Here is a 24779-nt window from a genome sequence, read left to right as displayed (position 1 = left end):
CTGGCCGTTTCAAAGCTGGACCGGAAGCAAACGCCCCATCCGACCGTAACGGTCAGGGCAAGGCGCTTCATATTACTTCCCTGCACTAAACATGACGTTTCGTGCGCTGCAAGTATTTGAGGCGGGATTTCGCCGAAGCGGACCCGCCGTCTACAGTGCCGCGCGTCTTATCAGACGCGCAAAGGTCGCTGTAGCACACTGAACTGCCGCATGTTTTCATCCTTGAATCGGATGGGATCCAAGGAAGCATGCCGCGGATCAGAAGGGGTTCCAGGTTGGGTTCTGGGTCATCTTGAGATAGCCGACGTTGACCCCGAGCCGGGCACCGATGCCGGTGCGGATCGGAACGACGACGATCTGTTCGTCGGTCAGCACGGTCATGCCGACGCCGGCCACCACATAGGCCGAACCGGAGACGCCGCCGAAGCGCTTGTAGAGCGACGGCACGCTTGGCAGGTTGTAGACCAGCATCATCGTGCGGCTGCCCTGTCCGCCCCAGTCGATGCCGAGCGACGGGCCCTGCCAGAAGACGTTGTGCTGGCCGGCATTCTTGGTGTTGAGTTCGCCTTCCCCGTAGGTCAGGCCGGCAATGAAGGCGCCGGAACCTTCCTGTCCGAGGATGTAGCCGTTCGGCAGGCCGTAGCGCTCAAAGGCGCGCTCCACCACCTTGGCGAGGCCGCCGGAGGTTTCGCCGAAGAAGCCGTGACCGGCATCGACGATCTCCTGCATCGAGTATTGGCTGTTTGCCTGCTGGGCCTGGGCGGCGGATATGGCGCCTGCCATCAGGAACATCGTCGCCAGGATAGCGCGGCTGGCCGTTTTGGCTGCCATCATGATCTGCTGCATCGTTTCCTCCGTCAGGCGCGAAAATCACTCGCTTGCGGGTTTGCTATGGCCGGCATCAGCATCGATGACACGGCCAGCGGGGGTCTGGACCATTTCCCTGCAATTTGAACCGATGGTCTTAACAATCGGTTTACCAAATGTGGTGTCATTATGATCCACTGATGAACGGCTGCGCCGGGCAGCCCATGACTTGCGTCTGCGCGTCTGAGGCTTTACCGGCTCTGCTCGAGCGCGTGCCTCATGTCTGCATGCCGATGGAACCGAACAAGGAACGACGATGGCAACGAATCCGAACCTGACATTGACGGGACCCGATCTGGCCGCGCTTCTGTGCAGCCGGGTTTGCCACGACGTTATCTCGCCGGTCGGCGCCATCAACAACGGCCTGGAACTTCTCGACGAGGGCGGCGCCGACGCCGACGCCATGGACCTCATTCGCACCAGCGCTCTCAACGCTTCGGTCCGCTTGAAGTTCGCGCGTCTCGCCTTCGGCGCGTCCGGCTCGGTCGGAGCGTCGATCGACACCGGCGAAGCGGAAAGGGCGGCCAAGGATTTTGCCGCTGCCGAGAAGAAGACCGAGGTCAACTGGCACGGCCCGCGCGCCATCATCGCCAAGAACCGGGTCAAGCTGCTCTTGAACCTCTTCCTCATCGCCTATGGCGCGATCCCGCGCGGCGGTGTCATCGACATCACCCTCGAAAATCCCGAGCTCGACGCGGTGTTCACGCTGGTCTGCAAGGGCCGCATGATGCGGGTGCCTCCGCGCCTGGTCGAACTTCTGTCCGGCACGCCGGCCGAAGCAGTCGATGCGCACTCGATCCAACCCTACTACACGGTGCTGCTCGGCGAAGAATCCGGCATGGCGATCGACGTGGTTTCGACCGGTGAAGAGATCATCTTCACCGCGCGCATGGCGCCTGCCGACGCTTAAGACGGGGACCCGTCTTTTCCGATTTGAGACATGTCCGGCGCGGTGTGGCCATGGCCCCTGCGCCGGTTTTTTGCGTGGTCGCCGTTTAGGCGCCCCGTAATCCGGGCTTTTCGCCGGTTTGCCGAAAAATTAATGTTTTCAGCGCTTTAAAAGTCATCCGAAAGATGGCGTTAAGCAAGCTCCGTAACGAAATCTTTGCCAAATTTGTATAGGGTTGTTTCAAGCGTGCGAATGCGCGTATAGGTAAGGCATGAAGGAGTTGGACATGCGGCGCTTGATGATTGCCGACGGCTCGGATGTCGTCAGGAAGGTTGGAAAACGTATCCTGTCCGGCATGGGCTTCCTTGTCTACGAAGCGCCCAGCGGCCTTGAGGCGCTGGTGCGCTGTGAAGCCGAGCTTCCGAACATTCTCGTGGTCGATGCCGGCCTGGAAGGCGCTCTGGATCTCATTGCCAATATCCGACGGCTGCCGAACGGTGCTTCGGTGCGCATCTATTACTGTGTCGTCGAGGCGGATCTGAAGAAGATGATGGCGGGCAAGCGCGCCGGCGCTGACGATTTCCTGCTGAAGCCGTTCGATCGCAAGATCCTGACCAGCGTTTTTGCCAGCCAGTCGATGGCGGCCTGACGCCCGACGTATCCTCATTCGGATTGAACAAGCCGCGGCGATTGCTGCGGCTTTTTGCTGCCCGGATTTCACGGCCTTGCGTGGCGCCGGAAAGCAAGGCCAGGGCATACTCGTCGCCAATTCCTCCAGGCCTTGCCGCCGCTTGCCCGATGGCGGGTCGGCAGCTTCGCCAGGCATTCGACAGTCGGAGGAAGTAGGGGAGGGGCCGCGCGATTTCCGGTCGAGGAGCCATTGCCACAACGAAAAAACCCGCCTCGAAGGGCGGGTTTTTCGAAAAGGCGTCCGTTGGCGTCATGCCTGGATATGCGGGTCCATGCCGCGCCCGGACGAGAGCCTGAAATCAGGCGGTTTCGGCGTATTCCGCACCATCCGGCTCGCGCAGCACATAGCCGCGGCCCCAGACGGTTTCGATGTAGTTGGCGCCACCGGCAGCGTTGGCAAGTTTCTTGCGCAGCTTGCAGATGAAGACGTCGATGATCTTCAGTTCCGGTTCGTCCATACCGCCATAGAGGTGGTTGAGGAACATTTCCTTGGTGAGCGTCGTGCCCTTGCGCAGCGAGAGCAGCTCGAGCATCTGGTATTCCTTGCCGGTGAGGTGGACGCGCTGTCCGCCGACTTCCACCGTCTTGGCATCGAGATTGACGATCAGTTCGCCGGTCGAGATGACCGACTGGGCATGACCCTTGGAACGGCGGACGATCGCATGGATGCGTGCCACCAGCTCGTCCTTGTGGAACGGTTTGGTCATGTAGTCGTCGGCGCCGAAGCCGAGGCCGCGAACCTTGTCTTCAATTCCGGCCATGCCGGAGAGAATGAGGATCGGCGTCTTCACCTTGGAAAGACGCAGTGTTCTCAAGACCTCGTAACCGGACATGTCCGGAAGGTTGAGGTCGAGAAGGATGATGTCGTAATCATAGAGCTTGCCGAGATCGACGCCTTCCTCACCGAGATCGGTGGTGTAAACGTTGAAACTCTCGGACTTCAGCATCAGCTCAATGCTCTGAGCTGTTGCGCTGTCGTCTTCAATTAGTAGAACCCGCATATTCTTCCCCTTTTCCGCCGCCCAAGGTCATCGTGGCCCCCTTACGCGATACGGATCCAGTCGTTGCCTGATTTGGAGGCTGCCATCAAATGGTTAACAAATTCTGATTCACTCTGGCAAGGTGTATCGAGATTGTTAAATATTTTTAGCAGTTCCCTGATTTCAAACGTGAATCCAAAATGGCACTTTTCATGCGAAACATGAGGAAATGCCGCTATCTGACTCTTCTGACTCGTTAATGCCGGGGCCGTCATATTTCGTGCCTCAGCATTTACGGAGCCTTAAATCATCACCCCTATGATTAACGATGCCCGTAAACGAAAGGTTACCAGCGGTAGGCTTTTGTTAATATCGCTGTCGATTTTTCGTTTTCTGCCTGTTGGGGCAGGCTCGACGGGCCAAATCAGTAACCGGGGTCTCGTTATCCACGGGAGTATTGCGTATGAAAGCACGTGAGAGCCTTGTCCGCCTGAAGGAATTTCAGGTCAGGGAGAAGCAGCGTCAGCTGAGCCAGCTTCAGATGATGATGGCTGAGTTCGAACGGATGACCAAGGATCTGGAAAATCAGATTGTTTTCGAGGAAAAGAAGTCGGGCATTTCCGATCCCTCGCATTTTGCCTATCCCACTTTCGCCAAGGCTGCGCGTCAAAGAGCCGACAATCTTCAGGTCTCCATTCGTGAACTGAAGATGCAGCAGGACGCAGCCGAACTCGCGCTTGAAGAAGTGCAGGCCGAGTATGCGAAGGCGGCGGCGCTCGAGGAACGGGACACGACGACGCGTCTGAGGGCGTAAGCCCCTCGGCGTTTCGAGGCATATGATTTTCATTCTTTGTCGGGCGATGCCGATGGCATGGCCCGATCCGGCACGATTGTCACAAGCATAAAAACCCGCCCGACAGTTCGGCTGTCGGGCGGGTTTTCTCATTTCGGAACTGTCTGAAGCGGTGATGTCCGGATCGTGCTTGTTGGGTCAGGCCTGTCGGGTCAGGCCTGCCGGATCATGCCTGAATGACATCCTGCCAGTCGGGATGGCGCAGCGCCTGCGCGCGCATGAACGGGCAGAGCGGAATGATCTTCCAGCCGCCCTTGCGCGCTTCGTCGATCGCATGTTTTGCCAGCGCCTGGCCGACGCCCTTGCCGCGAAGTTCGTCGGGAACCAGGGTGTGATCGACGATAACAAGTTTCGGCGACGATCGCGAATAGGTCATCTCGCCGGTATATCCCTCGAGGGATGTCGAGTAGCGGCCGTGCGAGCCGGTTTCTTCGTGGGCGATATCCATCTCAGCATCCCTTCGTATTCAACGTTTGCGTGTTGTCGACGATGCTATCGCATGACTGCGGCAACAGGAACCGGTTTGACGTACGCGAAGGTGAAACGCACTGTCGCCGAAATGTCGCCGACAGGAAGGGGCGGCGTGGTTTGGCCGAAAACGAAAACGGCGGCCACCGGAAAGCCGGAGCCGCCGTTCCACCTATGGCCCTGTCGTGGGCTCTTAGTGGCGATATTGCTGGATGCGTGTCGTGCGCAGACCGGCCAGACCGTGATCGTTGATGGAGGACTGCCAGGAAAGGAATTCCTCGACAGTGAGGGTATAGCGCTCGCACGCTTCCTCAAGGCTCAAAAGGCCACCGCGTACTGCGGCAACCACCTCAGCCTTCCTGCGGATAACCCAGCGCCGGGTATTCGCCGGCGGCAGATCCGCAATCGTCAGAGGACTGCCATCGGGGCCGATGACATATTTTACGCGTGGTCGCATCATTTCGGTCATGGGACTCTCTACACAAACTCAAGACCATATGTGGCTGACCTTAGCCCGCCACATTTAACATTTGCCTAAGCCGTCGGTAACAATTTGCTCATAATTTTAAATACTTCCGCACACTCCCTCGATCACTTCCGCAACATCGCGCCGGCGATCGCGACGCCCGTCGCGTTCGACAATAGCCGTCAATTTGCCCGGAAAGCTTTGGATTATCGCGGATTTTACATGGGAGCCATGCAATTACCACATTTCACTTTAACTAAAATTCTTGGTAACGAGACGCCGAAATAAAGGATGAGCGACGTTTGTGCGCTCCCGATTCATTCTTGGTGCATCGTCATATTTTCACAACCGGTCGCGTTGCTTTCGCGGGCATGCCGGAGAGGGTGGCTGTATTCTGGCTGCCGGGTGAAGTTCATGCGCCGGATGATTCTCGGGGCGGTTTGTATTCTCTCGACCAGGTGCGTTGGCGCCGGTGATGTGGTGATCAGAGATGAAGGAATCGAATGAACCGGCCTTGCTACGCGAGGCTGAGACGGCGGACATGATTTCCGAAATCGATACGGCTGCCGTGCGCACCGAGTATGAACTTCTGCATTTGCTGCGGCGGCTGATCGCGCGTTATGGCTTCGGCCATTTCATGATCGCGCGGCTGCCGTTGGCCGAGCAGCAGCGTTTCTCCGAGCGCCTGGTGCTGAGCAACTGGCCGTCCGAGCTGGTGCGCCAGTACGACGCCTGCGAGACCTTTCAGTCGAGCGTGCTGGTCGAGCGGCTGCGCAACACCAAGCTGCCGGTCGTCGGCGGCGCCGAACTGCTCGACGTTGCCGGCAAACCGGCCGACGAGGCGATGGTGCATCGCCTGCTGGCGCATCCGGAAATGGCGCGCCATTTCGCCGTCCAGTTGCATACCAGCAGCGGCGATCCCTTCGTCGCCATGCTCTCCGGACGGCGCGAGGCGCCTGTCGGCGTCGAGCAGGCAACGCTCTATCTTTCCCTCGTGCAGCTGTTCGAATGCCTTGAGCGCACCTTCGATACCGGCAGCTCGGCGCGCGAAAAGCTGTCGAGCCGCGAAATCGAGTGTCTGCGCTGGGCAGCGGCCGGCAAGAGCAGTGACGAGATCGCCATCATCCTCGGCATCTCCACCTATACGGTCAGCAGCTACTTCAAGAGCGCGACCCGCAAGCTCGATGCGGTCAACCGCATGCAGGCGATCGCCCGCGCCATGCGGCTGAAACTGATCTGAGACAGGCCGCTTCGATCGGCCAGGCGCCATAGCGCCGCCCTTGCCGCGGAGCGGACAAGTTTCTATATGTCGGCGACCAGAGCACCCCGCCTTGAAGTGGAACCGCAGAAGGCGGTGAAACAGTTCTGGACATTTTAGTGCTGCAGCGATTTTTGTGCGTCCGATCAGGGCGTGCGGCGCCGCAGAAGCCGACAGCGTGCCGTGTGCTATTATCCCGGCATTGCATCGCATGAAGCGTGAAACAGGGGCGGGCGCTGTTGCCATCGCCCGAAGGCCGGATTGGATCCCGTGAATAGTCTCGATTTTGACCGCAAGCCCGAAGATACGCGTGTCGTCGTCGCCATGTCCGGCGGTGTCGACAGTTCCGTTGTCGCCGGCCTGCTCAAACGCGAGGGCTACGACGTCCTTGGCATTACGCTGCAGCTCTACGATCATGGTGCCGCCGTGCACCGTGCCGGCTCCTGCTGTGCCGGCCAGGACATCGACGATGCGCGCCGCGTCTGCGAAACGCTCGGCATTCCGCACTACGTGCTCGATTACGAAGCGCGCTTCCGCGAAACCGTGATCAACCCGTTTGCCGAAAGCTATGTTGCCGGCGAAACGCCGATCCCCTGCGTTGCCTGCAACCAGACGGTCAAGTTTGCCGATCTCTTGGCGACCGCCAAGGAGCTCGGTGCCGATGCGCTGGCGACCGGCCACTACATTCGCTCGCGGCCGAGCCCGAACCCGCGCTATGCCGGCCAGCGGGCGCTCTATCGCCCGACGGATGCCGATCGCGACCAGAGCTATTTCCTCTTTGCCACCACGCAGGAGCAGATCGACTATCTGCGCTTCCCGCTCGGCCATCTCTCGAAGGCCGAAACGCGGGTTCTGGCCGAAGAGATGGGCCTTGTCGTCGCCCAGAAGGCCGACAGCCAGGACATCTGTTTCGTGCCGCAGGGCAAGTACAGCGATATCGTTACGAAGCTGAAGCCGAACGCGGCGCTCGCCGGCGAGATCGTCCATCTCGATGGCCGTATCCTCGGCACCCATGACGGTATTCTGCACTACACCATCGGCCAGCGCCGCGGCATAGGCATCGCCACCGGCGAGCCGCTCTATGTTGTCTATCTCGACGCCCGCTCGCGCCGCGTCATCGTCGGCCCCAAGGAGGCGCTGGAAACGCGCCGCGTCTACCTGCGCGACGTCAACTGGCTGGGCGACGAGGATCTCGAGGACGTGGCGGCTGCGGGCTTCGACTGTTTCGCCAAGGTGCGCTCCACCCGCCAGCCGGCGCCGGCGATCCTGAAGCGCGACGCCGAAGGTCTCTATGTCGAGCTTGCCGAGGGCGAGGCCGGCATCGCGCCGGGCCAGGCCTGCGCGCTCTATTCCGGCATCGGCGAAGACGCCCGCGTTTATGGCGGCGGCTTCATCCGCAAATCCGAGCGCGAAGCCGGTGCCGAGGCCGCATTGAAGGTGCTTCTGGCAGCGCCGGCTGCCGCCTGAGGCCCCCATTTCCGATCGCGCGGGAAAACTTCACATTTTCCCCGCGACTTGGGTTGACACTGGGCGGAACCGGGCCTTATAAGCCGCCCGTCCAGTCAAGACGGCTTCCACTTCGAAGCGCTGACGCGGTACCCGGCGGAGTAGCTCAGTAGGTTAGAGCAGAGGAATCATAATCCTTGTGTCGGGGGTTCGAATCCCTCCTCCGCTACCATTTCTTCCCGAAACACAACTTAATTAGATTAATGTTCGGTCTCTGGCGCACGTCGCCCGAACTTGATCGCAGTCCCGTATATTGCGGACCGATGCCGCCAGCTTCCATCTTCGCGGGATCTCCCAGCTGATCACGGTCAAACCGTCGGGAAGCAATACGAATTGTGATCCTCCCGGCTCACTTCACCCATGACTATGCCGATGGTGCAGGTCCGGATAATGCGGGTGCTTGTGGCGCATCGGTTCGTGCCGGTGCCAGTGGGAGTGCGGCTCGGTCACCGGGCCGTCATGGCTGTGGGCGTGATGTACGTCGTGGATATGTGCGTGTTCGTGCTCAAGCGCCTCGTGGCTGTGTTCGTGGTCGTGGCGCTCTGCCAGGTGCAGCCAGAGGCCGAAGGCCATCAACAGGCCGGCTGAGAGGAATTGCGGGGTGACGGCGTCGCGGAAGAGGGCGATCGAGAGCAGGGCGCCGATGAACGGGGCGAGCGAGAAGTAGGCGCCGGTTCGCGCCGTGCCGAGGTGGCGCAGGCCGAGCATGAAGAAGACGAGGCTGATGCCGACGCCGAAAAAGCCGACGAGGGCGGCGCCGGCGGTGAGGCCGACTGAGGGCAGCGATGCGCCGAGCCAAAGGGCAAGCACGAGGTTGGTCGTGCCGGCCGCGAGCCCCTTGATCATGGCGATCTGGACGGGATCGGCCGAGGAAAGATTTCGCGTCAGATTGTTGTCGATGCCCCAGGCAAGGCAGGCGCCCGCGATCAGCAGGCTGCCGTGATCGAGGCTGAGGCCTGCACCGTTCCACGACAGAAGCACAGCGCCGCTCAGGATGGCGGCAGCGCCCAGCAGCAGGCGACGGTCGACGTTTTCGCGAAACACCAGCCAGGCAATTGCCATCGTCGCCAGCCCCTCGAGGTTGAGGAGCAGCGAGCCGGAAGCGGCCGTGGTCTGCGACAGCCCGAACATCAGGAGAAGCGGGCCGAGCACGCCGCCAAACAGGATGACTGACATCAGCCAGGGAATGTCGTCACGCGCCAGCGGCGCCTCGACGCCATCGAGCCCGACAAGCGCGCGGGCACGGTGGACGAGCGCCAGGCCGATCCCGGCGCCGAGATAAAGCATGCCGGCGAGCAGCCAGGGATCGATGGTGCCGAGCAGAAGCTTCGACAGCGGTGTCGAGACGCCGAAGAGAACGGCGGAGCCGAGCGCCAGCGGAACGCCGGGCCAGAGGTGGGAATGATCGCTCGACATCAAAGACTTTCCGACAATGCGTTGTATCGGCCATGAGGCGGCAGGTTTGGTCCATCCAAGCAGCAAAGCCTTGTCAGGGGAAGGGTTTGTTCGCATCGACAATGGGAGGGGGGGTTTCTCGACCGGCGCAATTCGCCGTTCGCGTTTCAGGAAGACCGGTCCGCGCTGCCTGACGCAGGAGAATAGCGCAGACCGGCAGCGCAACGGTCGCGGCGATCATGGCGATCGCCGTCCTTATGCTCGCCTGTCGCCTTGCGGCCAAGAGTGCGGTTATTGGCGAGATCTGGGAAAAACACCAAGCTGGTCATCGTAATCAACGGTACCCAGATCGAAGTCATGCGCGGTATATCGGCTGCGGTCTCGAAGCTTCGGTGCGCTGGATCCTCCGCTGTCAGCGCAGGCGCTGGCGGGCCGCCCATTCCCGTTGTGGGCTGAACGCAACTTTGATCAACGGCAAGGCTATGCCCGCATGTGCAGCCGAAATCCGCTCGCCTCGTCTTCTGACTATTCAGGTCGGCACCGACAGGGAAACGTTGCAATCGGCGTTAGCGCAGAGCGCTGAACTGACGTTTCAACCGGCCGGCGCTGCGCAAGCCAGGATTGATCTTGAGGGAGCCGATGAGGCCATCAAGGCGCTCAATGCCTGCGTGAAGTGAAAAGCCGTCCCTGCCGGCCGCGGACATCAGGCTTTCTTGGGCGATCGCGGTGAGGAGGTCGGAGCGAAGACCGTCGCCGCTTGCGGCTGCCAATGTGTGGAGGGTGAGCAGGGACATCATGGCTGGCTCCATCGTCTGATGGAGCATTCTTGCTTCCAAGCCTCGGGCAAGCCCCCCGTTTCCTGCCCGGTCGAAAACGAGACGGCGCGCCTTAGCGATGGATGGACGAGGTGATCGTGCTGTAGTCCGGCAGGGTGATGTCGGCAATTTCGGCTGCCCGATATTGGGACAGGGCAACATGCATGAAGGCAATCACTGCGACCGAGAAGGCCAGAACGGTGATGGAAACGCCGAAGCCGGTCTTGATCATGTCCGTATCCTCCAAGCCTTGTGTTTGTTGCTGAGAGACTGTCAAACCGTGACATGGAGACTATCGTGTGGCGGCGAATGCGCTGTTCCCCGGGTAACACGCCGTATGGTTACCGAATTCTGAACAGGGAATGCGATGCTCAGGTGGCGCAAAGCGGGCCAACAGCCGGCGCCGTCACTCGGCCATGGACGGCATCTTTGGGCGCTCGCCTCTTTCGCCGCTGCGCGTGCGGCCCTTGAGGACCCTGCGCTATTTTCTCGCCCGGCCGACGGCATCGGCATCCATCTGGATCTTCATGCGCATTTCCATTCTGGCAGGGCTGCCGGCCGGCATTTTCGGGAAAGGGGCTGCCCGCCTGACCGCGGCGATGGCCTCGGCATCGGCCTTGCGGCTTCCGGAGGAGCGGTGAACCGCCACCGACAGCAGGTCGCCGTTCCTGCCGATGGAGAAGCGCACTTCGGTCGTCAGGGGTTTGCGTTTGCTGCGCTTTTCCTGTGCCTGATGTTGGGCCGCATTCGAAGACGCGGCGTGGGCGAGGGGTGGCGTGCCGGCGATGATCGAGATGGCGCAAAGAAAACGGAGAAGTATTTTCACGGGAGGTCGTCCGGGCGGGCCTGATGATGGATGCACCAACCGCTAGATCAGTTTTTGCCCGCCGGTGCGACGTCGAATTGCAAATTTTCACTGCCCTGGGGACACTTTTCCCGTGTAAATGGTGTCCGGCCGTTCGCGCTTTGCGATAGGTTCGCAACTTGCTATGCAGTGGGCATGCGTCTGACGGGGAGCGAAACATGACCAAGACACGTGAAGAGATCGAGGGCGAGGGCATCCGGCAGTTGATCGCCGATGTCGAGAAGGCGCAGAACGAGCGGTCGCCGGAGGATTTTCTGCGGCATTTCATGCCCGATGCCGTCTGGGTGACCGCCTTCGGGCGGCGCTTGACCGGCCGCGACGAGATCGCAGCGTTTACCCGCAAGGTGCTGACGCCGGCGCTCGGCAATCAATATGCGCGCTATGAGGCAGAGCACATTTCCTTCCTGAGGCCCGATGTGGCGGCCGTCAACGTGCGCCAGCGTCCAGTGCTCGACGACGGATCTCCGATCCCCGGCGAGGCGGAAGGCAGCCCGCTCTATATCCTGGTGAAGGAAGGCGAACACTGGATGATCGCCATCGGCCAGAACACCAAGGTGCAGACGGAGGCGATCATGGCGCAGCAGAACCAGATCACCTCGGGCGACGAAAAATAGCGCCCGTCAACTGCTGCCGGTCGGTAGGGTGGAAGCCGCGGCGCAGGTCGCTCGTCGGGGCAGGCATCGGTCTTTGTTGAAGGCAGGAAGCCGTTGCCCGCTTGAAGAATTTGTGTTCGTGGCTATTGTGGCGAGCCGTCGCGCCCACTTTCAGTGGCGGCGATATTGTCTGCCATTGACGTTGTCACTGGTGACATTCTCTGAACTGGTCGCCTTCGTTGGTGACTCACGGACGCGAGCAGCAATTTATATAGTGACTTCTCAAATGACCATTTCCATTCGTCCTTCCCGCCCGTCGGATTTCCAGCGCACGTTCGACATCTGGCGCAGCGCCGTCGTCGCGACGCATGACTTTCTCTCGGCCGAGGATTTCGCCGCCATAGAAGAGATGGTTGCCACCCACTATCTGCCGCAAGCCGAGCTCTGGATTGCCGCCGATGCAGACGATGTCGCGCTCGGCTTCATGGGCATGACCGGAGCGCAGATCGATTCCCTGTTTGTGCATGCCGATGCCCATGGCCGTGGCGTCGGCCGCGCACTGGTTGCCCATGCGGCCGGGGTGCATCCGGTTCTAACCGTCGATGTCAACGAGCAGAATGCTTCGGGTGCAGGGTTCTATGCGCGCCTGGGGTTTGACACCGTCGGCCGCTCGCCTGTCGATGACGACGGCAGGCCCTATCCTCTGCTGCACCTGCGCCGAACCTGACCCGGACGCAGACTGCCGGCTATTCCGGCGTCAGACGTTCTCTGCGGCATCGATCTCGATGAGGAACAGCGCGCAGCTTGCCGGGGTCTTCAAGGCTGCGGCAAGCGGCCCTGATACCAGCACGGCATCGCCGGCCGAGAGCGCGACGGTCTGGCCCTTGAGATCCAGCGTCACGGCGCCGCGATGGCAAAAGATGAGGCTGGTTGCTGCTTCGCTCGCAAGCGAGCCTTCGCTCTCGACGTCCAGTCGGCGCACGCGATGCGCGAGCCTGCCCCGGCGGGTCATGACATTGAGATCGACGATCGTGCCATCGATCAGGGTGGCGGAGGTGGCGACGTCGGCGGGGAACGCGAGTGGTGCAGTTGTCTGCGTCAGTGGCACCGGGTTTCGACCCTCTATCGAAAGCGTCATGCCGTTGCCTTCGAGGATCGACAGCGTGCGGTCGATGCCGGGAAAGGCGGAGAACGGGCCATCGCTGGCGACGGTTGCCATGCTCACCCGCCAGTCGAACTGCGAAAGCGACGCGCCCTCAGGGAAAACCGCGATCTCGATGGTTTCGCCGCCGCCGTTTTTCCAGGGCATGCGCTTGTGGCCGGAGGCGGGCAGGAACTTCATGGCGTTCCTTCCTGAATGGCGTGGCGCATGTGCTCGAAGTCCTCGTTCATCGGTCTGTTGTCGGCATAGTGGGGAACGGCGGTTCGGATGCGTCGGTAGAGCGTCTCGGTGCGCTTAGCCTTGGCCGTTGGGCGCGGCTGCAGGTCGTAGGCCTGGGCGGCGGCGAGCAGCTCGATGGCAAGGATGCGCTCGAGATTGTCGACGATCGCCAGCGCCTTGAAGGCTGCGGGGGTCGCGTGCGTCAGGATATCCTCCTGCAGCGCCGAGGTGATGCCGCCATCAAGGCTTGCGGGGGCCGCCAGCCGGCGGTTTTCTGCGGCAAGGGCGGCGGCCGTATACTGGGCGATCATGTAGCCGGAAGACACGCCGCCGTCACCGGCGAGAAAGGCGGGCAGGCCGCTGACCAGCGGGTTGACCAGCCGGTCGATGCGACGCTCGGAGATGGCCGCGACTTCGGCGACGGCAACCGCGAGGCTGTCCATGGCAAGGCCGAGCGCGGCGCCGACCGCATGGGCTTGCGAATGCACTTCCGGCGCTTCCGGCGTGCCGGAGACGGCGGGGTTGTCGGTGACGCTTGCGAGCTCCCGGTTCACCACCTCGGCCACATGCTCGAAGGCGTCGCGGGCGGCACCATGCACATGCGGAACGGCGCGCAGGCTCAAGGGATCCTGTGTGCGCGTGCCGGCGCTTGCCTTGAGCATCGGGCTGTCTGCCAGGAAGTCGCGCAAGGTTTTGCCGACCGCCTGCAACCCCGGCGAATGGCGCAACGCTAAGGGCCCGGCGGCAAAGGTATTGGCCTGGCTGCCGAGGTTTTCATAAGTGAGCGCCGCTGCCGCATCCGCCCAGGCGAAGAGGCTTTGCGTGCGCGACAGCGCCAGCGCTGCGAGACCGGTGGCGCAGGGCGTGCCATTGACGAGGCTCAGGCCCTCCTTGGCCTGCAGGGCCAAGGGCTGAAGCCCAAGCCGGCGCAGCGCTTCTGCACCAGGGACGATTTCCCTGCCGTCGTTTACCGTGCCACGGCCGATCAGGACGAGGCCGATGGACGCGGCATGGGTGAGGTAGCCCACGGAGCCGCGCGACGGGATATTGGGGATGAGGCCGGCATTGAGCAGTGCAAGCAGCGCCTCGACCGTCTCGACGCGCACGCCGGAATAACCATGGGCGAAATTGGCGATCTGCGCGGCCATCACCGCCCGTGCTTCCGCCCGCCCCAGCGGTTCGCCGACGCCGCAGGCGTGGCTGAGGACGATGTTGCGCGACAGCGCTTGCTGGTTTTCCCTGTCGATGATGACATCGCAGAGCGCGCCGACACCGGTGTTGATGCCATAGCCGCGAATGCCGCGATCGACCAGCGCCTCGACCACGGCGCGCGCCTTGACGATGCGTTCGCGGGCCGCGTCAGAAAGCGTCAGCCGGGCGCCGTTGGCGGCCGCGGCGATATCAGTCCAGTCTGCCGGTCCATCAAGCGTGATGGTTTCAGTCATGCGCTTCCGGCCTTCCCTGGCGACGTTGGACGAAACGGGCGACGTAGTCGTTGGCGGGATTGTCGAGAATATCGTCCGGTGTCCCCACCTGCACCACCTGACCGTCCTTGAGGATGGCGATTTCCGAGCCGATGCGCAAAGCCTCGTCGAGATCGTGGGTGATGAAGACGATGGTCTTCGACAGGTTCTGCTGCAGCTGCAGCAGCTGGTCCTGCATGTCGGCGCGGATCAATGGATCGAGCGCGGAGAAGGCCTCGTCCATCAGGATGACGTCGGTATCGGCGGCAAGCGCCCGGGCAAGGCCGACGCGCTGCTTCATGCCGCCCGACAGCTGGTGCGGGAACTTGGCATCGTAGCCGGAGAGGCCCACGGTCTCGATCCATTTCATGCCGATGTCGCGGGCGTCGGCTTTGGAGATGCCGCGCACGCGCTGGCCGTAGACGACGTTCTGCAAGACGGTTCGATGCGGCATCAGGGCAAAGCTCTGGAACACCATGCTGACGCGGTGCATGCGGAAGGTGCGCAGCGCCTTGGCATCGAGATCGAGGATGTTGCTGCCATCAAAGGCGACCTGACCGCTCGTCGGCTCGATCAGCCGGTTGATGTGGCGCACCAGCGTCGACTTGCCCGATCCCGACAAGCCCATGATGACGAAGATCTTGCCGGCGCCGATCGTCAGGCTGACGTCGTTGAGGCCGACGCTGCAGCCGGAGCGGGCGAGAATCTCGGCCTTGTCGAGGCCGTCTTTGGCCATGGCGAGGGCGGCCTTCGCGTCCTGCCCGAAGATCTTGTAGACGTTGCGGATCTCGATATCAGCCATTGCGGGGATCCTCCGTCCGGCTCTTGCCGAAACCTTGCGTGATGCGGTCGAGTACGATTGCCAGGATGACGATGCCGATACCGGCCTCCAGGCCCTTGCCGACGTCGAGTGTCTGGATGCCGTTCAGCACCTGTTCGCCGAGGCCACGCGCACCGATCATCGAGGCGACGACCACCATCGACAGCGCCATCATGATCGTCTGGTTGAGGCCGGCCATGATCGTCGGGGTGGCGAGCGGCAGTTCGACGCCGAAGAGGATCTGGTTGGGGCTGCCGCCGAAGGCGGTTGCCGCCTCGACGACCTCGTGATCGACCTGGCGAATGCCGAGATCGGTGAGACGGATCAGCGGCGGCACCGCATAGATGATCGTCGCCAGGATCGCTGGCACCTTCCCGAGACCGAAGAGCATCAGGGCCGGGATCAGATAGACGAAGCTCGGCATGGTCTGCATCACGTCGAGCACCGGAAGCGTAATGTTGCGCACCAGCCGGCTCTTGGCGACGAGGATGCCCATGGGCACGCCGATCGCCACCGATACCAACGTCGCCATCAACATCAGCGCCAGCGTCTGCATGGTGAGGTCCCAGAGACCGAGCACGCCAACGAAGAACAGGAGCGCCCCGACCGCGACCGTCAGCGTCCAGCGCTTGGAGCTTTGCCAGGCGAGCGCCATGAAGGCGAGGATGACGACCCACCAGGGCAGGCCGCGCAGGATCCACTCGATGAACAGCACGGCTTTCAGGATCACTGCGCTGATTGCCTTGAAGACCCAGCCATAGCTGCTGACCAGCGTCTGGATGAACTCGTTCACCGGCGCGCGGATGGAGAGATTGAGGGTATCCGGAAACATCGGATGTCGTTCCTTGCTAGGGCCAAGGGCGGGCGCAACGCTGCGGCCGATGGCGCTTGCCTCGGGATGTCGAAGGTCGGGGCCGGCGCGGATCCGATGAGACAGCCGTGTCTCAGACAGGGGCGCACCAGAGCCGCGTCGGCCGACCGAACGGACTTACTTCAGGCTGGCTTCGATCTTGCCGCGGGCCTCGTCGGAGACCCACTTGCCCCAGACATCGCCCTTGGTCTTCAGGAACTCGGCCGCTGCCGCCACTGCATCGACCTTCTGGTCGGTCATGTAGGCAAGGCTGCCGTTGACGTCTTCGAGCGGGAAGGTCGCCTTTTCGAGGATCGCGATGATCTCCGGGGCTTCCTGCGCGAACGTGCTGTTGACGCCGTAGGAGACGTCGACGGACGGGAAGGCGCAGCCTTCGTCGCGCTTGCCGGTGGCGCTCGAAAGCTCCTTCCAGCAGGCTTCGTTATAGGCCGGCTCTTCCAGCTGCACGAGCTTGAATTTGCCCATGATCGCCGTCGGCGACCAGTAGTAGAACAGGATCGGTTCGCCCTGCAGATAGGCCGAGGTGATGGCGCTATCGAGTGCGGTGCCGGTGCCGGGGCGGAAGTTCACATAGGTCTCGCCGAGCTTGTAGGCATCGAGCTTGGCCGTGCTGACGCCTTCGCAGGTCCAGCCCGACGGGCAATTGAGGAAGCGGCCCTTGGACGGTTCCTCCGGATCGGCGAACAGCTCGACGATCTTGGCGTCGGTAAGCTGCGAGACACTCTTCAGATCAGGGGCCTTTGCCTCGATGTTGCGGGAGGCGTCGCCCTTGATGACATATTCCGGAACGAACCAGCCTTCGCTGGCGCCGACGAAAGTCTTGCCGACGGCGACGACCTTCTTTTCCTCGACGGCCTTGTTCCAGATGTCGGAGCGGCCGAGCCATTCCTCGGCGAAAATCTGCACGTCGTTGTTGGCGGTTGCCTGCTCAAGCGTTACGGAGTTGCCGGGGATCGAGTCCACCTGGCAGTCGTAGCCCTTGGCGAGGATGGTCTTCATCACTTCGGTGATGAAGGCGCCGCTTTCCCAGTCGATGCCGGCGAAGGTGACGGTCTTGCCGTCGCCGCAATAGGAGGCGCTGGCGTTGCCGGTGGAGGCGGCGAGCATGAGGCCAGTGGCGGCGAGCGTGAGTTTCAGTTTGTTGATCGACATTAAGCTGTTCCCTGTTTTGATTTTGGCTTTGACGACTACTTCAGTTTCATGAGCACCCGCGCGAAGGCGCGGTCGATGTCTTCCTCCCGGTCGTGGCGTCCATTGCGGATCTTCCACTGTCCGGCGACCATGACGTCGCGGACGGTCTCGCCGCCAAGCGCAAACAGCCAGCGGTCGAGGATCTGATTGCCGCTTGCCGCGGCGATGTACGGATTGGCGCCGTCGAGCACGACGAAATCGGCGCGGGCGCCAACGGCGATGCCCGATGTCTTCTGTCCGACGGCCTGGGCGCCGCCCTTGAGGGCCGCATCGAAAATCGTGTGGCCGACGGAGGCGCCGGGGCCCGCAAGGCGGTTGCGGCGGCGGTCGCGCAGTCGCTGGCCGTATTCGAGCAGCCGCAATTCTTCAGCGACGCTGGTTGCCACATGGCTGTCGGTGCCGATGCCGAGGCGCCCGCCTTCCGCCATGTAGTCGACGGCCGGGAAGATGCCGTCGCCAAGATTGGCTTCGGTTGCCGGGCAGAGACCGGCAACCGCGCCGGATCGCGCCAGTCGCTGCCGTTCGTCGTCCGTCAGGTGGGTGGCGTGGATCAGGCACCAGCGCTCATCGACCGGCATTTCATCGAGCAGCCATTGAACCGGGCGACGGCCGCTCCAGGCAAGGCTGTCGTCCACTTCCTTGGTCTGCTCGGCGACGTGGATGTGGATCGGGCCTGCGACCGGCGCGCGTTCGAGGATCGTGCGCATTTCTTCAGGGGTCGCGGCGCGCAGCGAGTGGATGGCATAGCCGAGCGTCTGGCCGTTGTCGCGGCAGAGCGGCGCCAGTCGTTCGAGCAGCGCCAGGAAGCGATCGGGATCATGCAGGAAGGGGCGCTGGCCGGCATTCGGGGCGACGCCGCCGAAATTGGCGTGGGCGTAGAAGACCGGAAGATGCGTAAGCCCGATGCCGGTCGCTTTCGCAGCATTGAGAATGCGCAGCGACATTTCGGCCGGGTCTGCATGGGGCGTGCCATCGGCGGTGTGGTGCAGGTAGTGGAATTCGGCGACATGGCCGAAGCCGCCCTTCAGCATCTCCATGTAGAGCTTGGCGGCGATCGCCTCGACGTCGTCAGGGTTCACGAGGCCGACAGTGCGGTACATTTCTTCCCGCCAGGTCCAGAAGCTGTCATCACCGCTGCCGGCCACTTCGGCAAGGCCCGCCATGGCGCGCTGGAAGGCGTGGGAATGCAGGTTGGCAAGGGCTGGAACCAGCGGTCCGGCAACGCGTTCGTCGCCATCGGCGATGGGCTGATCGGTCTTGATGGAGACGATCTCGCCTGTCTGATCAAGCGCAATGGCGACGTTGTGCGCCCAGCCGGTCGGCAGAAGCGCATGGTCGGCGAAGAGCCGGTTGACGGGAAAAGTTGCCATGTTGCGATTTTCCTGTACGTAGTTGTATATGGAACTATAGATATTTTGCTGTGGCGCGCAAGCGCGAAATGAACGAAAAGAATCATTGCCGGATACGCATGATTTGTTCGTGATCCGGAAAGGGCGGGGAAAATGCCGATAACGGCACTCAGACGAAGGATCGACATGGCGGCATTCGAGGACGGACCGGTGCCACGCTACGAGGCGGTGAAGCAGTTCATCCGCACCCGCATCGACAGCGGCGAATGGCCGGCACACCACCGCATCCCATCCGAAAACGAGATCGTCGCCGATCTCGGCGTCAGCCGCATGACCGCAAACCGCGCGCTGCGGGAACTCGCAACCGAAGGCGCGATCACCCGCGTCCAGGGGGTCGGCTCGTTCGTCGCGGCCCACAAGGGCAGCACGGCGCTATTGGAAGTGCGCAATATCGCCGATGAAATCCGCGAGCGCGGCCATGCGCATACCTCGCGCATGACGCTGATGCAGGAAGAGGTGGCACCGTCGGAGATCGGCTATGCGCTCGGGCTTGCGACCGGTGCGCGGGTTTTCCACTCGATCATGGTGCATTCGGAAAACGGCCTGCCGATCCAGATCGAGGACCGGTTCGTCAACCCGTCGATCTGCCCGAAATACATGGAGCAGGATTTCCGCGACATGACGCCGAACGCCTATCTGACGGCGGTGGCGCCGATCACCCGTACCGAACAGATCGTCGAGGCGGTTTCGCCGCAACCATGGGAATGCAAGCTGCTCGGCATCGACCGCAACGAGCCCTGCCTGATGATCCGGCGTCGTACCTGGTCCGACACCGCCAATGTGACGACGGCGCGCCTGCTCTATCCCGGGACGCGCTATCGCCTTGAAGGTATGTCGCAATAGTCGGGAGACCCGTTCGGTCGATTCGGAAGTCGGCATGGTGCCGGATGTGATGGAGGCGACATATGGTTCAAGACGCGCTGAAGCTTCGCACGGAATTGCCAAGGCCCGATGTCGCGCCTGACGACGCTGCGCGCATCCTCTTGGAGCATTTCGGCCTCTCCGGCACCTTGAGCGAACTCGGCAGCCAGCAGGACCGCAACTACCGGATCGACACGGGCGAGGCCCGTTTTGTCCTCAAGATCTGCCGGGCAGCCTATGACCTGCAGGAACTGCAGGCCCAGAACGCCGCCTTGCTGCATCTCGCCCGCCAGGCAGGTTCGGTGCGTGCGCCGCAGGTGGTGCGTGCGCTCGACGGCAACGACATTGTCGAGACGACGGTGCGCGGAGAGGCCTATCGCGTTCGCCTGCTGACCTATCTCGAAGGCGTGCCGTTGACCCGCCGCAAGCATCTGAGCGCGGAAACGGTGGCAGCACTCGGCGATATCGCCGGACGGTTGGCGGTGGCGCTGCGTGATTTCGACCATCCGGGCCTTGACCGCGAGCTGCAATGGGACCTGAGGCATGCCGCCCCTGTCGCGCTTCACCTGCTTGCCGCCATGAACGACGAGGGGCTGAAGAAACGGATTGCCGAGGCCATGGTGGGCGCCATGCGCCGGCTTCAGACGCTGACCGCCGACTTGCGCGTACAAGCCATCCACCATGACGTCACCGACGACAATGTCGTCGGGCAACCGGATGCCGCGGGTCGAACGGTGCCGGACAGCGTCATCGATTTCGGCGACCTTCTCAAAGGCTGGCTCGTCGCCGAACTGGCGGTGACCTGTGCCTCGCTGCTGCATCATGCCGATGGCGATCCGTTCTTCATCCTGCCGGCCATCAGGGCTTTTCATGCGGTTTGCCCGCTCGAGGAAAGCGAACTGAAGGCATTGTGGCCGCTGGTCGTTGCGCGCGCCGCGGTGCTGGTCGCCAGTTCCGAACAGCAGCTGACCATCGACCCTGACAATGCATACGTTCAGGGCAATGCCGCCCATGAACGTGCGATCTTCGACGTCGCCGTTTCCGTGCCGCCGGCGCTGATGCAGCAGGCGATCCTGCGCGCTGTCGATGCCGCGCCTGAAAAAACGCTGCCGGTGATCGGCGAAGGGTTGCTCGTCGAGATCGAGCCGGCCGGCGTGCGCCAGATCGACCTTTCCATCCTCAGCCCCTTGCTTCCCGAGGAACGGTGGCAGCACCAGGGCCTTCCAGCGTCACTGTTGCAGACGGCTGCGCATGCGATCGGCATGGCGTCCACCCGTTACGGCGAATATCGGCTGACCGAGAGTGCGCTTCGCGCGTCGCGACCGACTTCGACCTTTGCGCTGCATGTCGATCTGTGCCTGCCTGTTGGCACTGTCGTCAGAGCGCCCTTTGCCGGCGGAACCGAATGGCATGACGGACGGGTGGTGCTGAACGGTCCTGCAGTCGTTCTCCATCTCACCGGTCTGGAGCCGCCCGAGGACGCTGAGGAGACGGTTGCCGCCGGTGCGCCGGTCGGCACGGTGGTCGAGGCCGGCCACGGGCTTGGGCTGATGCGGGTACAGCTCTGCCGCGAACCGGGGTTGATCGCGCCATTGTTTGTCCCGGCCCATCAGGCCGAGGCCTGGCGCGTGCTCTGCCCGTCACCCTCTGGCATTCTCGGTTTCGACTGCGACGCGCCGGCGCCGCATTCGGCAGACCTGCTTGATCGCCGCCAGCAGCATTTCGCCAGGCCGCAGAAGAACTACTACAGCAAGCCGCCGCAGATCGAGCGCGGCTGGAAGGAGCACCTGTTCGATGTCGAGGGCAGGGCCTATCTCGACATGGTCAACAACGTGACGATCCTTGGCCACGGGCACCCAAGGCTGGCGGCAGCGGTCGGTCGGCAATGGTCGCTGCTCAACACCAATTCGCGCTTTCACTATGCGTCAGTTGCCGAGTTTTCCGAAAGGCTTGCAGCGCTTGCGCCTGACGGTCTCGACACGGTGTTCCTGGTCAATAGTGGCTCGGAGGCGAACGACCTTGCCTTGCGTCTCGCCTGGGCATTTTCCGGTGAGCGCAATGTCGTCAGCCTGCTCGAGGCTTATCATGGCTGGACGGTGGCGAGCGACGCGGTCTCGACTTCGATCGCCGACAACCCGCGGGCGCTTGAGACCCGTCCCGACTGGGTGCATGCTGTCGTCGCGCCCAATACCTATCGTGGACAATTCCGCGGCGCCGACACCACCGACACTTACGTGCGGTCGGTGGCGACCAAGCTGCGCGAACTGGAGGACGCAGGCGAAGGGCTTGCCGGGTTCATCTGCGAGCCGGTCTACGGCAACGCCGGCGGCATTCCCTTGCCGAAAGGCTATCTCGATGCCGTCTATGCCATGGTTCGCCAGCGCGGTGGCGTGTGCATCGCCGACGAAGTGCAGGTCGGCTATGGCAGGCTCGGCGACTATTTCTGGGGTTTCGAGGAGCAGGGCGTGGTGCCGGATATCATCACCATCGCCAAGGGCATGGGCAACGGCCACCCGCTCGGTGCCGTCATCACCAGGCGCGAGATTGCCGATGCGCTGGAGAAGGAAGGCTATTTCTTCTCGTCCTCCGGCGGCAGCCCGGTCAGCTCCGTCGTCGGCCAGACGGTGCTCGATCTCATCGACGAAGAGAAGCTGCAGGAAAACGCCCGTGTCGTCGGCGGCTATCTCAAAACCAGGCTCGAAGCGCTTGCGCAACGGTTTCCGATCGTCGGTGCGGTGCACGGCATGGGGCTTTATCTCGGTGTCGAATTCGTGCGCGATCGCGACACGCTGGAGCCGGCGAGCGAGGAGACGGCCGCCATCTGCGACCGCCTGCTGGAGCTCGGGGTCATCATGCAGCCGACCGGCGATCACCTCAACGTCTTGAAGATCAAGCCGCCGCTCTGCCTCAGCCGCGAGAGCGCCGACTTCTTCGCCGACATGCTGACGCGGGTGCTGGACGAGGGCTGGTAGGCAACGCCCCCCGTGCCGATCTTACCAGCCGGCAAAATCGGCAAGCGCAGCGTCGGAAACCCGGCCAGCTCTGACATCGCCGAAGGCGCGGTCGAGAATGTCGAGCGCTTGGTCAATCTCGGTGTCCGATATCGTCAGCGGTGGAGTCATCTCCAGCACGTTGGAGTTCATGCCGACGTAATAGAGGACGAGGCCGAGCTCATAGGCGCGATAGATCAGCTTGGCCGTTTCTCGTGATGCCGGTTCCCGGCTGCCGCTGTCGGTAATCAGTTCCACACCCGTGGCCAGGCCACGTCCGCGCACATCGCCGATCAGGGCGTGGCGTCCGGCAAGTTGCCGCAGACCTTCGCGCAGCCGTTCGCCCTTACGCTCGGCCGCGTCCGCCAACCCCTCTCGCTCGATGGTCTCTAGTACGGCCAGGCCGGCCGCCGTCGAGACCGGGTTGCCATGCAGGGTCTGCATCGCGAAGGCTGTGGCGCAGTCCAGGATCTCTGCCGGGCCGATTGCGGCGGAAAGTGGAAGGCCGCCGCCGAGGCCCTTGCCGATCGTCAGGATATCGGGAACGAAATCCTCGTGTTCGAAGCAGTGCATCTTGCCGCTGCGGCCAAGCCCGACCTTCACCTCGTCGCAAACGACGAGAATGCCGTGCTGCCTGCAGAGATCGGCGAATTTCTGGAAGAACCCCTTCGGCGGCACGATCAGCCCGCCGTCCGACTGGATCGGCTCGATGAAGGCGCAGCCAATCTTCTCCGGCGGTGCCGTGGTTGCGAACTGATGTTTCAGGAGGTCGAGGATTGCGTCGCCGCTCGCATCGCCCTGGTAGGGTCGATAGGGGTCGGGGAAGGGCAGCAGGATCAGGCCTTCCGCCTTGGTCGCACCCGCCTGGACGCTGTGGCCGGAAAAGGCCATCGAACCCGTGGTGCAGCCGTGATAGGCGCCGACGAAGGAGATGACGCCGGTGCGGCCGGTCGCTTTAGCGATCGCCCGGAAGACCGCCTCGTTGGCGTCCGAACCGGAATGGCCGAACCACACCTTGTTGCGTCCCTCGCCGGGGAAGAGGCCGAGCAGTTTTTCGGCAAGAGCGGTTGCCGGCGCATTGGCGGCCGACAGCACACTTGCGCCAGCCGGATTGGCGACGGCGCGCGAGACGGCCTCCACGAGTGCGGGATGGCCATAGCCGAGGCTTGCAGCCCCCCATGCGCCGGAGAGGTCGATTAGCTCGCGGCCGTCTTCTTCCATGAGGCGTGCCCCATGTCCACCGGCGATGGCGAGCGGAAAGAAGCGCAGCTTCTGCAGGTTGGCGATTGCCTGTCCGTCTCTGGCGTAGAGGCCTTCAGTCACTAGCGGCACTCCTCAAGGCTCGCCCGAAGACAACGGGTGAGACGCTCGCCCCAAGCGGCAACGCCTGTGTCGGTGTCGATCAGGTCATGCCGGACCTCGATCAGCACACCCGGCAACTTGCGCGCATCCGCATGCACCGGCACGGTATAATCTTCGTCCGGGTGAATGTTGTAGGGCTCGTTGTCGCCGATCGTCAGTTGCTCTTCGCTGCTCAAGCCACGGATCATCGAATGTGCGAAAGCCTCGGCGTCGCGATAGAGAATACCCGCCTGCCATGGCCGTGGCTTGCCGAAATAGACGGGCGTGAAACTGTGCACGCCGACGACGAACGACTTCTCGCCCTTCGCTTCGAGCAGGTCGAGGCGTCGGGTTACCGCATCGGCGAAGGGTCTGAACAGCGTGTCCACGCGTTGCCTGCGCTCAGCCTCCGTGAGATCCCGGTTGGCCGGGATCTCCGTCGTTTCGCTGACTTCCGGGATGAAGGACGGTGCCGAAAGCGGGCGGTTGCAGTCGATCACCAGCCGCGAATAGTTGGTGAAGAACAGCGGTGCATCGAGGCTGAGGCTTAAGTGCTGGGCAAGCGCCAGCGCGCCGATGTCCCAGGCGATGTGGCGGCGCCGCTCGTATTCGGGCAGGCCCATGTCGCCGAGCGCGCGCGGCATGCGGTTGGACGCATGCTCGCAGAGCAAAAGGAACGGCGACGTGCCGTCCGGGTTGAACACCGCATAGGGCGGCGGCTCGTCGATTGCCAGAAGTGGCTGGCGAGGGTCGTGCCGACCGCGTCGGGCGTCGGGGCTCTTGATGGCCGTTGTCGAAGTCATGGGA

Annotated in this window: 25 protein-coding genes and 1 tRNA gene; 11 read left to right on the top strand and 15 right to left on the bottom strand. The window is 62.6% G+C overall.

The features are described from left to right. Nucleotides 1-258 precede the first annotated feature (258 nt). A complete protein-coding gene (locus LPJGGPFB_RS29915) occupies nucleotides 259-846 on the bottom strand; it encodes a DUF1134 domain-containing protein (protein ID WP_173423565.1) in 588 nt (195 codons plus the stop codon). Between the two features lie 277 nt (nucleotides 847-1123). On the opposite strand from LPJGGPFB_RS29915, the gene chpT reads away from it, so the two are divergent. Together chpT and LPJGGPFB_RS29905 are read left to right on the top strand one after the other, a co-directional pair. Continuing rightward, nucleotides 1124-1777, top strand: a complete 654-nt coding sequence (gene chpT / locus LPJGGPFB_RS29910) for a histidine phosphotransferase ChpT (protein ID WP_077500727.1) — start codon at nucleotides 1124-1126, stop codon at nucleotides 1775-1777. A gap of 265 nt (nucleotides 1778-2042) precedes the next feature. Continuing rightward, nucleotides 2043-2405, top strand: coding sequence for a response regulator (locus LPJGGPFB_RS29905; protein WP_025424707.1), 363 nt, complete (start codon nucleotides 2043-2045; stop codon nucleotides 2403-2405). 340 nt (nucleotides 2406-2745) lie between these two features. Here LPJGGPFB_RS29905 and ctrA read toward each other — a convergent pair whose 3' ends face one another. Continuing rightward, on the bottom strand, nucleotides 2746-3447 hold the full coding sequence (gene ctrA, locus LPJGGPFB_RS29900) for a response regulator transcription factor CtrA (protein WP_025424706.1): 702 nt from the start codon (nucleotides 3445-3447) through the stop codon (nucleotides 2746-2748). Nucleotides 3448-3889: 442 nt separating this feature from the next. Between ctrA and LPJGGPFB_RS29895 the strand changes: the two genes are divergently transcribed. Beyond that, complete coding sequence (locus LPJGGPFB_RS29895) at nucleotides 3890-4240, top strand: flagellar export protein FliJ (RefSeq protein ID WP_077502815.1); 351 nt, start codon at nucleotides 3890-3892, stop codon at nucleotides 4238-4240. Nucleotides 4241-4445: 205 nt separating this feature from the next. Here LPJGGPFB_RS29895 and LPJGGPFB_RS29890 read toward each other — a convergent pair whose 3' ends face one another. After that, nucleotides 4446-4727 (bottom strand): GNAT family N-acetyltransferase, encoded by a 282-nt coding sequence (locus LPJGGPFB_RS29890; RefSeq protein ID WP_173423564.1) that lies wholly within the window; start codon nucleotides 4725-4727, stop codon nucleotides 4446-4448. A 213-nt stretch (nucleotides 4728-4940) separates the two neighbouring features. Beyond that, on the bottom strand, nucleotides 4941-5216 hold the full coding sequence (sciP, locus tag LPJGGPFB_RS29885) for a CtrA inhibitor SciP (RefSeq protein WP_003527546.1): 276 nt from the start codon (nucleotides 5214-5216) through the stop codon (nucleotides 4941-4943). A 487-nt stretch (nucleotides 5217-5703) separates the two neighbouring features. On the opposite strand from sciP, the gene LPJGGPFB_RS29880 reads away from it, so the two are divergent. From LPJGGPFB_RS29880 to LPJGGPFB_RS29870, 3 genes are all read left to right on the top strand, one after another. After that, nucleotides 5704-6453: a helix-turn-helix transcriptional regulator gene (locus tag LPJGGPFB_RS29880; RefSeq protein ID WP_173423563.1), complete on the top strand. Its 750-nt coding sequence runs from the start codon at nucleotides 5704-5706 to the stop codon at nucleotides 6451-6453. Between the two features lie 288 nt (nucleotides 6454-6741). Then, on the top strand, nucleotides 6742-7938 hold the full coding sequence (gene mnmA / locus LPJGGPFB_RS29875; protein WP_173423562.1) for a tRNA 2-thiouridine(34) synthase MnmA: 1197 nt from the start codon (nucleotides 6742-6744) through the stop codon (nucleotides 7936-7938). 134 nt (nucleotides 7939-8072) lie between these two features. After that, nucleotides 8073-8149 (top strand) — tRNA-Met (locus LPJGGPFB_RS29870). Between the two features lie 182 nt (nucleotides 8150-8331). On the opposite strand, the gene LPJGGPFB_RS29865 is transcribed toward LPJGGPFB_RS29870, so the two are convergent. Continuing rightward, the gene (locus LPJGGPFB_RS29865) at nucleotides 8332-9393 is read right to left on the bottom strand and encodes a DMT family transporter (protein ID WP_173423561.1); all 1062 of its coding nucleotides are present in this window, start codon (nucleotides 9391-9393) and stop codon (nucleotides 8332-8334) included. Nucleotides 9394-9611: 218 nt separating this feature from the next. Here LPJGGPFB_RS29865 and LPJGGPFB_RS29860 point away from each other — a divergent pair, with 218 nt between their 5' ends. After that, nucleotides 9612-10049: a hypothetical protein gene (locus tag LPJGGPFB_RS29860; protein ID WP_173423560.1), complete on the top strand. Its 438-nt coding sequence runs from the start codon at nucleotides 9612-9614 to the stop codon at nucleotides 10047-10049. Nucleotides 10050-10260: 211 nt separating this feature from the next. Here LPJGGPFB_RS29860 and LPJGGPFB_RS29855 read toward each other — a convergent pair whose 3' ends face one another. Next, complete coding sequence (locus tag LPJGGPFB_RS29855; protein ID WP_173423559.1) at nucleotides 10261-10419, bottom strand: hypothetical protein; 159 nt, start codon at nucleotides 10417-10419, stop codon at nucleotides 10261-10263. A 249-nt stretch (nucleotides 10420-10668) separates the two neighbouring features. Continuing rightward, entirely contained in the window at nucleotides 10669-11013 is a 345-nt protein-coding gene (locus tag LPJGGPFB_RS29850; protein ID WP_173423558.1) for a TonB family protein, read from the bottom strand. Between the two features lie 197 nt (nucleotides 11014-11210). Here LPJGGPFB_RS29850 and LPJGGPFB_RS29845 point away from each other — a divergent pair, with 197 nt between their 5' ends. Together LPJGGPFB_RS29845 and LPJGGPFB_RS29840 are read left to right on the top strand one after the other, a co-directional pair. After that, complete coding sequence (locus LPJGGPFB_RS29845) at nucleotides 11211-11666, top strand: SgcJ/EcaC family oxidoreductase (RefSeq protein ID WP_173423557.1); 456 nt, start codon at nucleotides 11211-11213, stop codon at nucleotides 11664-11666. Between the two features lie 265 nt (nucleotides 11667-11931). Beyond that, on the top strand, nucleotides 11932-12372 hold the full coding sequence (locus LPJGGPFB_RS29840) for an acetyltransferase (RefSeq protein WP_173423556.1): 441 nt from the start codon (nucleotides 11932-11934) through the stop codon (nucleotides 12370-12372). Nucleotides 12373-12402: 30 nt separating this feature from the next. On the opposite strand, the gene LPJGGPFB_RS29835 is transcribed toward LPJGGPFB_RS29840, so the two are convergent. The 6 genes from LPJGGPFB_RS29835 to hutF form a co-directional block, all read right to left on the bottom strand. After that, nucleotides 12403-12987: a HutD/Ves family protein gene (locus tag LPJGGPFB_RS29835; protein WP_173423555.1), complete on the bottom strand. Its 585-nt coding sequence runs from the start codon at nucleotides 12985-12987 to the stop codon at nucleotides 12403-12405. Continuing rightward, the gene (locus LPJGGPFB_RS29830) at nucleotides 12984-14471 is read right to left on the bottom strand and encodes an HAL/PAL/TAL family ammonia-lyase (protein ID WP_173423554.1); all 1488 of its coding nucleotides are present in this window, start codon (nucleotides 14469-14471) and stop codon (nucleotides 12984-12986) included. The genes LPJGGPFB_RS29835 and LPJGGPFB_RS29830 overlap by 4 nt, the downstream gene beginning before the upstream one ends. Continuing rightward, complete coding sequence (locus tag LPJGGPFB_RS29825) at nucleotides 14464-15291, bottom strand: quaternary amine ABC transporter ATP-binding protein (RefSeq protein ID WP_173423553.1); 828 nt, start codon at nucleotides 15289-15291, stop codon at nucleotides 14464-14466. The genes LPJGGPFB_RS29830 and LPJGGPFB_RS29825 overlap by 8 nt, the downstream gene beginning before the upstream one ends. Next, complete coding sequence (locus LPJGGPFB_RS29820) at nucleotides 15284-16141, bottom strand: ABC transporter permease (protein ID WP_077502802.1); 858 nt, start codon at nucleotides 16139-16141, stop codon at nucleotides 15284-15286. Before LPJGGPFB_RS29820 ends, LPJGGPFB_RS29825 begins: the two co-directional genes overlap by 8 nt. A gap of 156 nt (nucleotides 16142-16297) precedes the next feature. Beyond that, nucleotides 16298-17332, bottom strand: coding sequence for an ABC transporter substrate-binding protein (locus LPJGGPFB_RS29815; RefSeq protein WP_173423552.1), 1035 nt, complete (start codon nucleotides 17330-17332; stop codon nucleotides 16298-16300). Nucleotides 17333-17367: 35 nt separating this feature from the next. Beyond that, nucleotides 17368-18741, bottom strand: coding sequence for a formimidoylglutamate deiminase (hutF, locus tag LPJGGPFB_RS29810; RefSeq protein WP_173423551.1), 1374 nt, complete (start codon nucleotides 18739-18741; stop codon nucleotides 17368-17370). A 138-nt stretch (nucleotides 18742-18879) separates the two neighbouring features. Between hutF and hutC the strand changes: the two genes are divergently transcribed. Beyond that, nucleotides 18880-19623 carry a histidine utilization transcriptional repressor HutC gene (gene hutC, locus LPJGGPFB_RS29805; protein WP_173423801.1) on the top strand — a complete coding sequence of 248 codons (744 nt, stop codon included), beginning with the start codon at nucleotides 18880-18882 and terminating at the stop codon, nucleotides 19621-19623. A 62-nt stretch (nucleotides 19624-19685) separates the two neighbouring features. Further along, the gene (locus tag LPJGGPFB_RS29800) at nucleotides 19686-22613 is read left to right on the top strand and encodes an aminotransferase (protein WP_173423550.1); all 2928 of its coding nucleotides are present in this window, start codon (nucleotides 19686-19688) and stop codon (nucleotides 22611-22613) included. A 21-nt stretch (nucleotides 22614-22634) separates the two neighbouring features. On the opposite strand, the gene LPJGGPFB_RS29795 is transcribed toward LPJGGPFB_RS29800, so the two are convergent. Continuing rightward, nucleotides 22635-23954: an aminotransferase class III-fold pyridoxal phosphate-dependent enzyme gene (locus LPJGGPFB_RS29795; RefSeq protein ID WP_173423549.1), complete on the bottom strand. Its 1320-nt coding sequence runs from the start codon at nucleotides 23952-23954 to the stop codon at nucleotides 22635-22637. Then, complete coding sequence (locus LPJGGPFB_RS29790; protein ID WP_173423548.1) at nucleotides 23954-24775, bottom strand: N-formylglutamate amidohydrolase; 822 nt, start codon at nucleotides 24773-24775, stop codon at nucleotides 23954-23956. The genes LPJGGPFB_RS29795 and LPJGGPFB_RS29790 overlap by 1 nt, the downstream gene beginning before the upstream one ends. Between the last annotated feature and the right edge of the window lie 4 nt (nucleotides 24776-24779).

Origin of the sequence: Ensifer adhaerens (genome assembly GCF_013283195.1) — a bacterium.
Taxonomy (GTDB): domain Bacteria; phylum Pseudomonadota; class Alphaproteobacteria; order Rhizobiales; family Rhizobiaceae; genus Ensifer; species Ensifer adhaerens_G.
Note: the sequence above shows the minus strand (reverse complement) of the source record. Positions and strands in the feature narration are given on the sequence as shown.

Excerpts from the sequence above, each read along its gene's own strand:
- LPJGGPFB_RS29915 (WP_173423565.1), bottom strand. The coding sequence starts at position 846 with ATGCAGCAGATCATGATGGCAGCCAAAACGGCCAGCCGCGCTATCCTG.
- LPJGGPFB_RS29790 (WP_173423548.1), bottom strand. The coding sequence starts at position 24,775 with ATGACTTCGACAACGGCCATCAAGAGCCCCGACGCCCGACGCGGTCGG.
- LPJGGPFB_RS29840 (WP_173423556.1), top strand. The coding sequence starts at position 11,932 with ATGACCATTTCCATTCGTCCTTCCCGCCCGTCGGATTTCCAGCGCACG.
- sciP (WP_003527546.1), bottom strand. The coding sequence starts at position 5,216 with ATGACCGAAATGATGCGACCACGCGTAAAATATGTCATCGGCCCCGAT.
- LPJGGPFB_RS29855 (WP_173423559.1), bottom strand. The coding sequence starts at position 10,419 with ATGATCAAGACCGGCTTCGGCGTTTCCATCACCGTTCTGGCCTTCTCG.
- LPJGGPFB_RS29905 (WP_025424707.1), top strand. The coding sequence starts at position 2,043 with ATGCGGCGCTTGATGATTGCCGACGGCTCGGATGTCGTCAGGAAGGTT.
- LPJGGPFB_RS29835 (WP_173423555.1), bottom strand. The coding sequence starts at position 12,987 with ATGAAGTTCCTGCCCGCCTCCGGCCACAAGCGCATGCCCTGGAAAAAC.
- LPJGGPFB_RS29825 (WP_173423553.1), bottom strand. The coding sequence starts at position 15,291 with ATGGCTGATATCGAGATCCGCAACGTCTACAAGATCTTCGGGCAGGAC.
- LPJGGPFB_RS29820 (WP_077502802.1), bottom strand. The coding sequence starts at position 16,141 with ATGTTTCCGGATACCCTCAATCTCTCCATCCGCGCGCCGGTGAACGAG.
- LPJGGPFB_RS29895 (WP_077502815.1), top strand. The coding sequence starts at position 3,890 with ATGAAAGCACGTGAGAGCCTTGTCCGCCTGAAGGAATTTCAGGTCAGG.
- chpT (WP_077500727.1), top strand. The coding sequence starts at position 1,124 with ATGGCAACGAATCCGAACCTGACATTGACGGGACCCGATCTGGCCGCG.
- LPJGGPFB_RS29830 (WP_173423554.1), bottom strand. The coding sequence starts at position 14,471 with ATGACTGAAACCATCACGCTTGATGGACCGGCAGACTGGACTGATATC.
- LPJGGPFB_RS29865 (WP_173423561.1), bottom strand. The coding sequence starts at position 9,393 with ATGTCGAGCGATCATTCCCACCTCTGGCCCGGCGTTCCGCTGGCGCTC.
- LPJGGPFB_RS29845 (WP_173423557.1), top strand. The coding sequence starts at position 11,211 with ATGACCAAGACACGTGAAGAGATCGAGGGCGAGGGCATCCGGCAGTTG.
- LPJGGPFB_RS29890 (WP_173423564.1), bottom strand. The coding sequence starts at position 4,727 with ATGGATATCGCCCACGAAGAAACCGGCTCGCACGGCCGCTACTCGACA.
- hutF (WP_173423551.1), bottom strand. The coding sequence starts at position 18,741 with ATGGCAACTTTTCCCGTCAACCGGCTCTTCGCCGACCATGCGCTTCTG.
- LPJGGPFB_RS29800 (WP_173423550.1), top strand. The coding sequence starts at position 19,686 with ATGGTTCAAGACGCGCTGAAGCTTCGCACGGAATTGCCAAGGCCCGAT.
- LPJGGPFB_RS29860 (WP_173423560.1), top strand. The coding sequence starts at position 9,612 with ATGGCGATCGCCGTCCTTATGCTCGCCTGTCGCCTTGCGGCCAAGAGT.
- ctrA (WP_025424706.1), bottom strand. The coding sequence starts at position 3,447 with ATGCGGGTTCTACTAATTGAAGACGACAGCGCAACAGCTCAGAGCATT.
- LPJGGPFB_RS29815 (WP_173423552.1), bottom strand. The coding sequence starts at position 17,332 with ATGTCGATCAACAAACTGAAACTCACGCTCGCCGCCACTGGCCTCATG.
- LPJGGPFB_RS29880 (WP_173423563.1), top strand. The coding sequence starts at position 5,704 with ATGAAGGAATCGAATGAACCGGCCTTGCTACGCGAGGCTGAGACGGCG.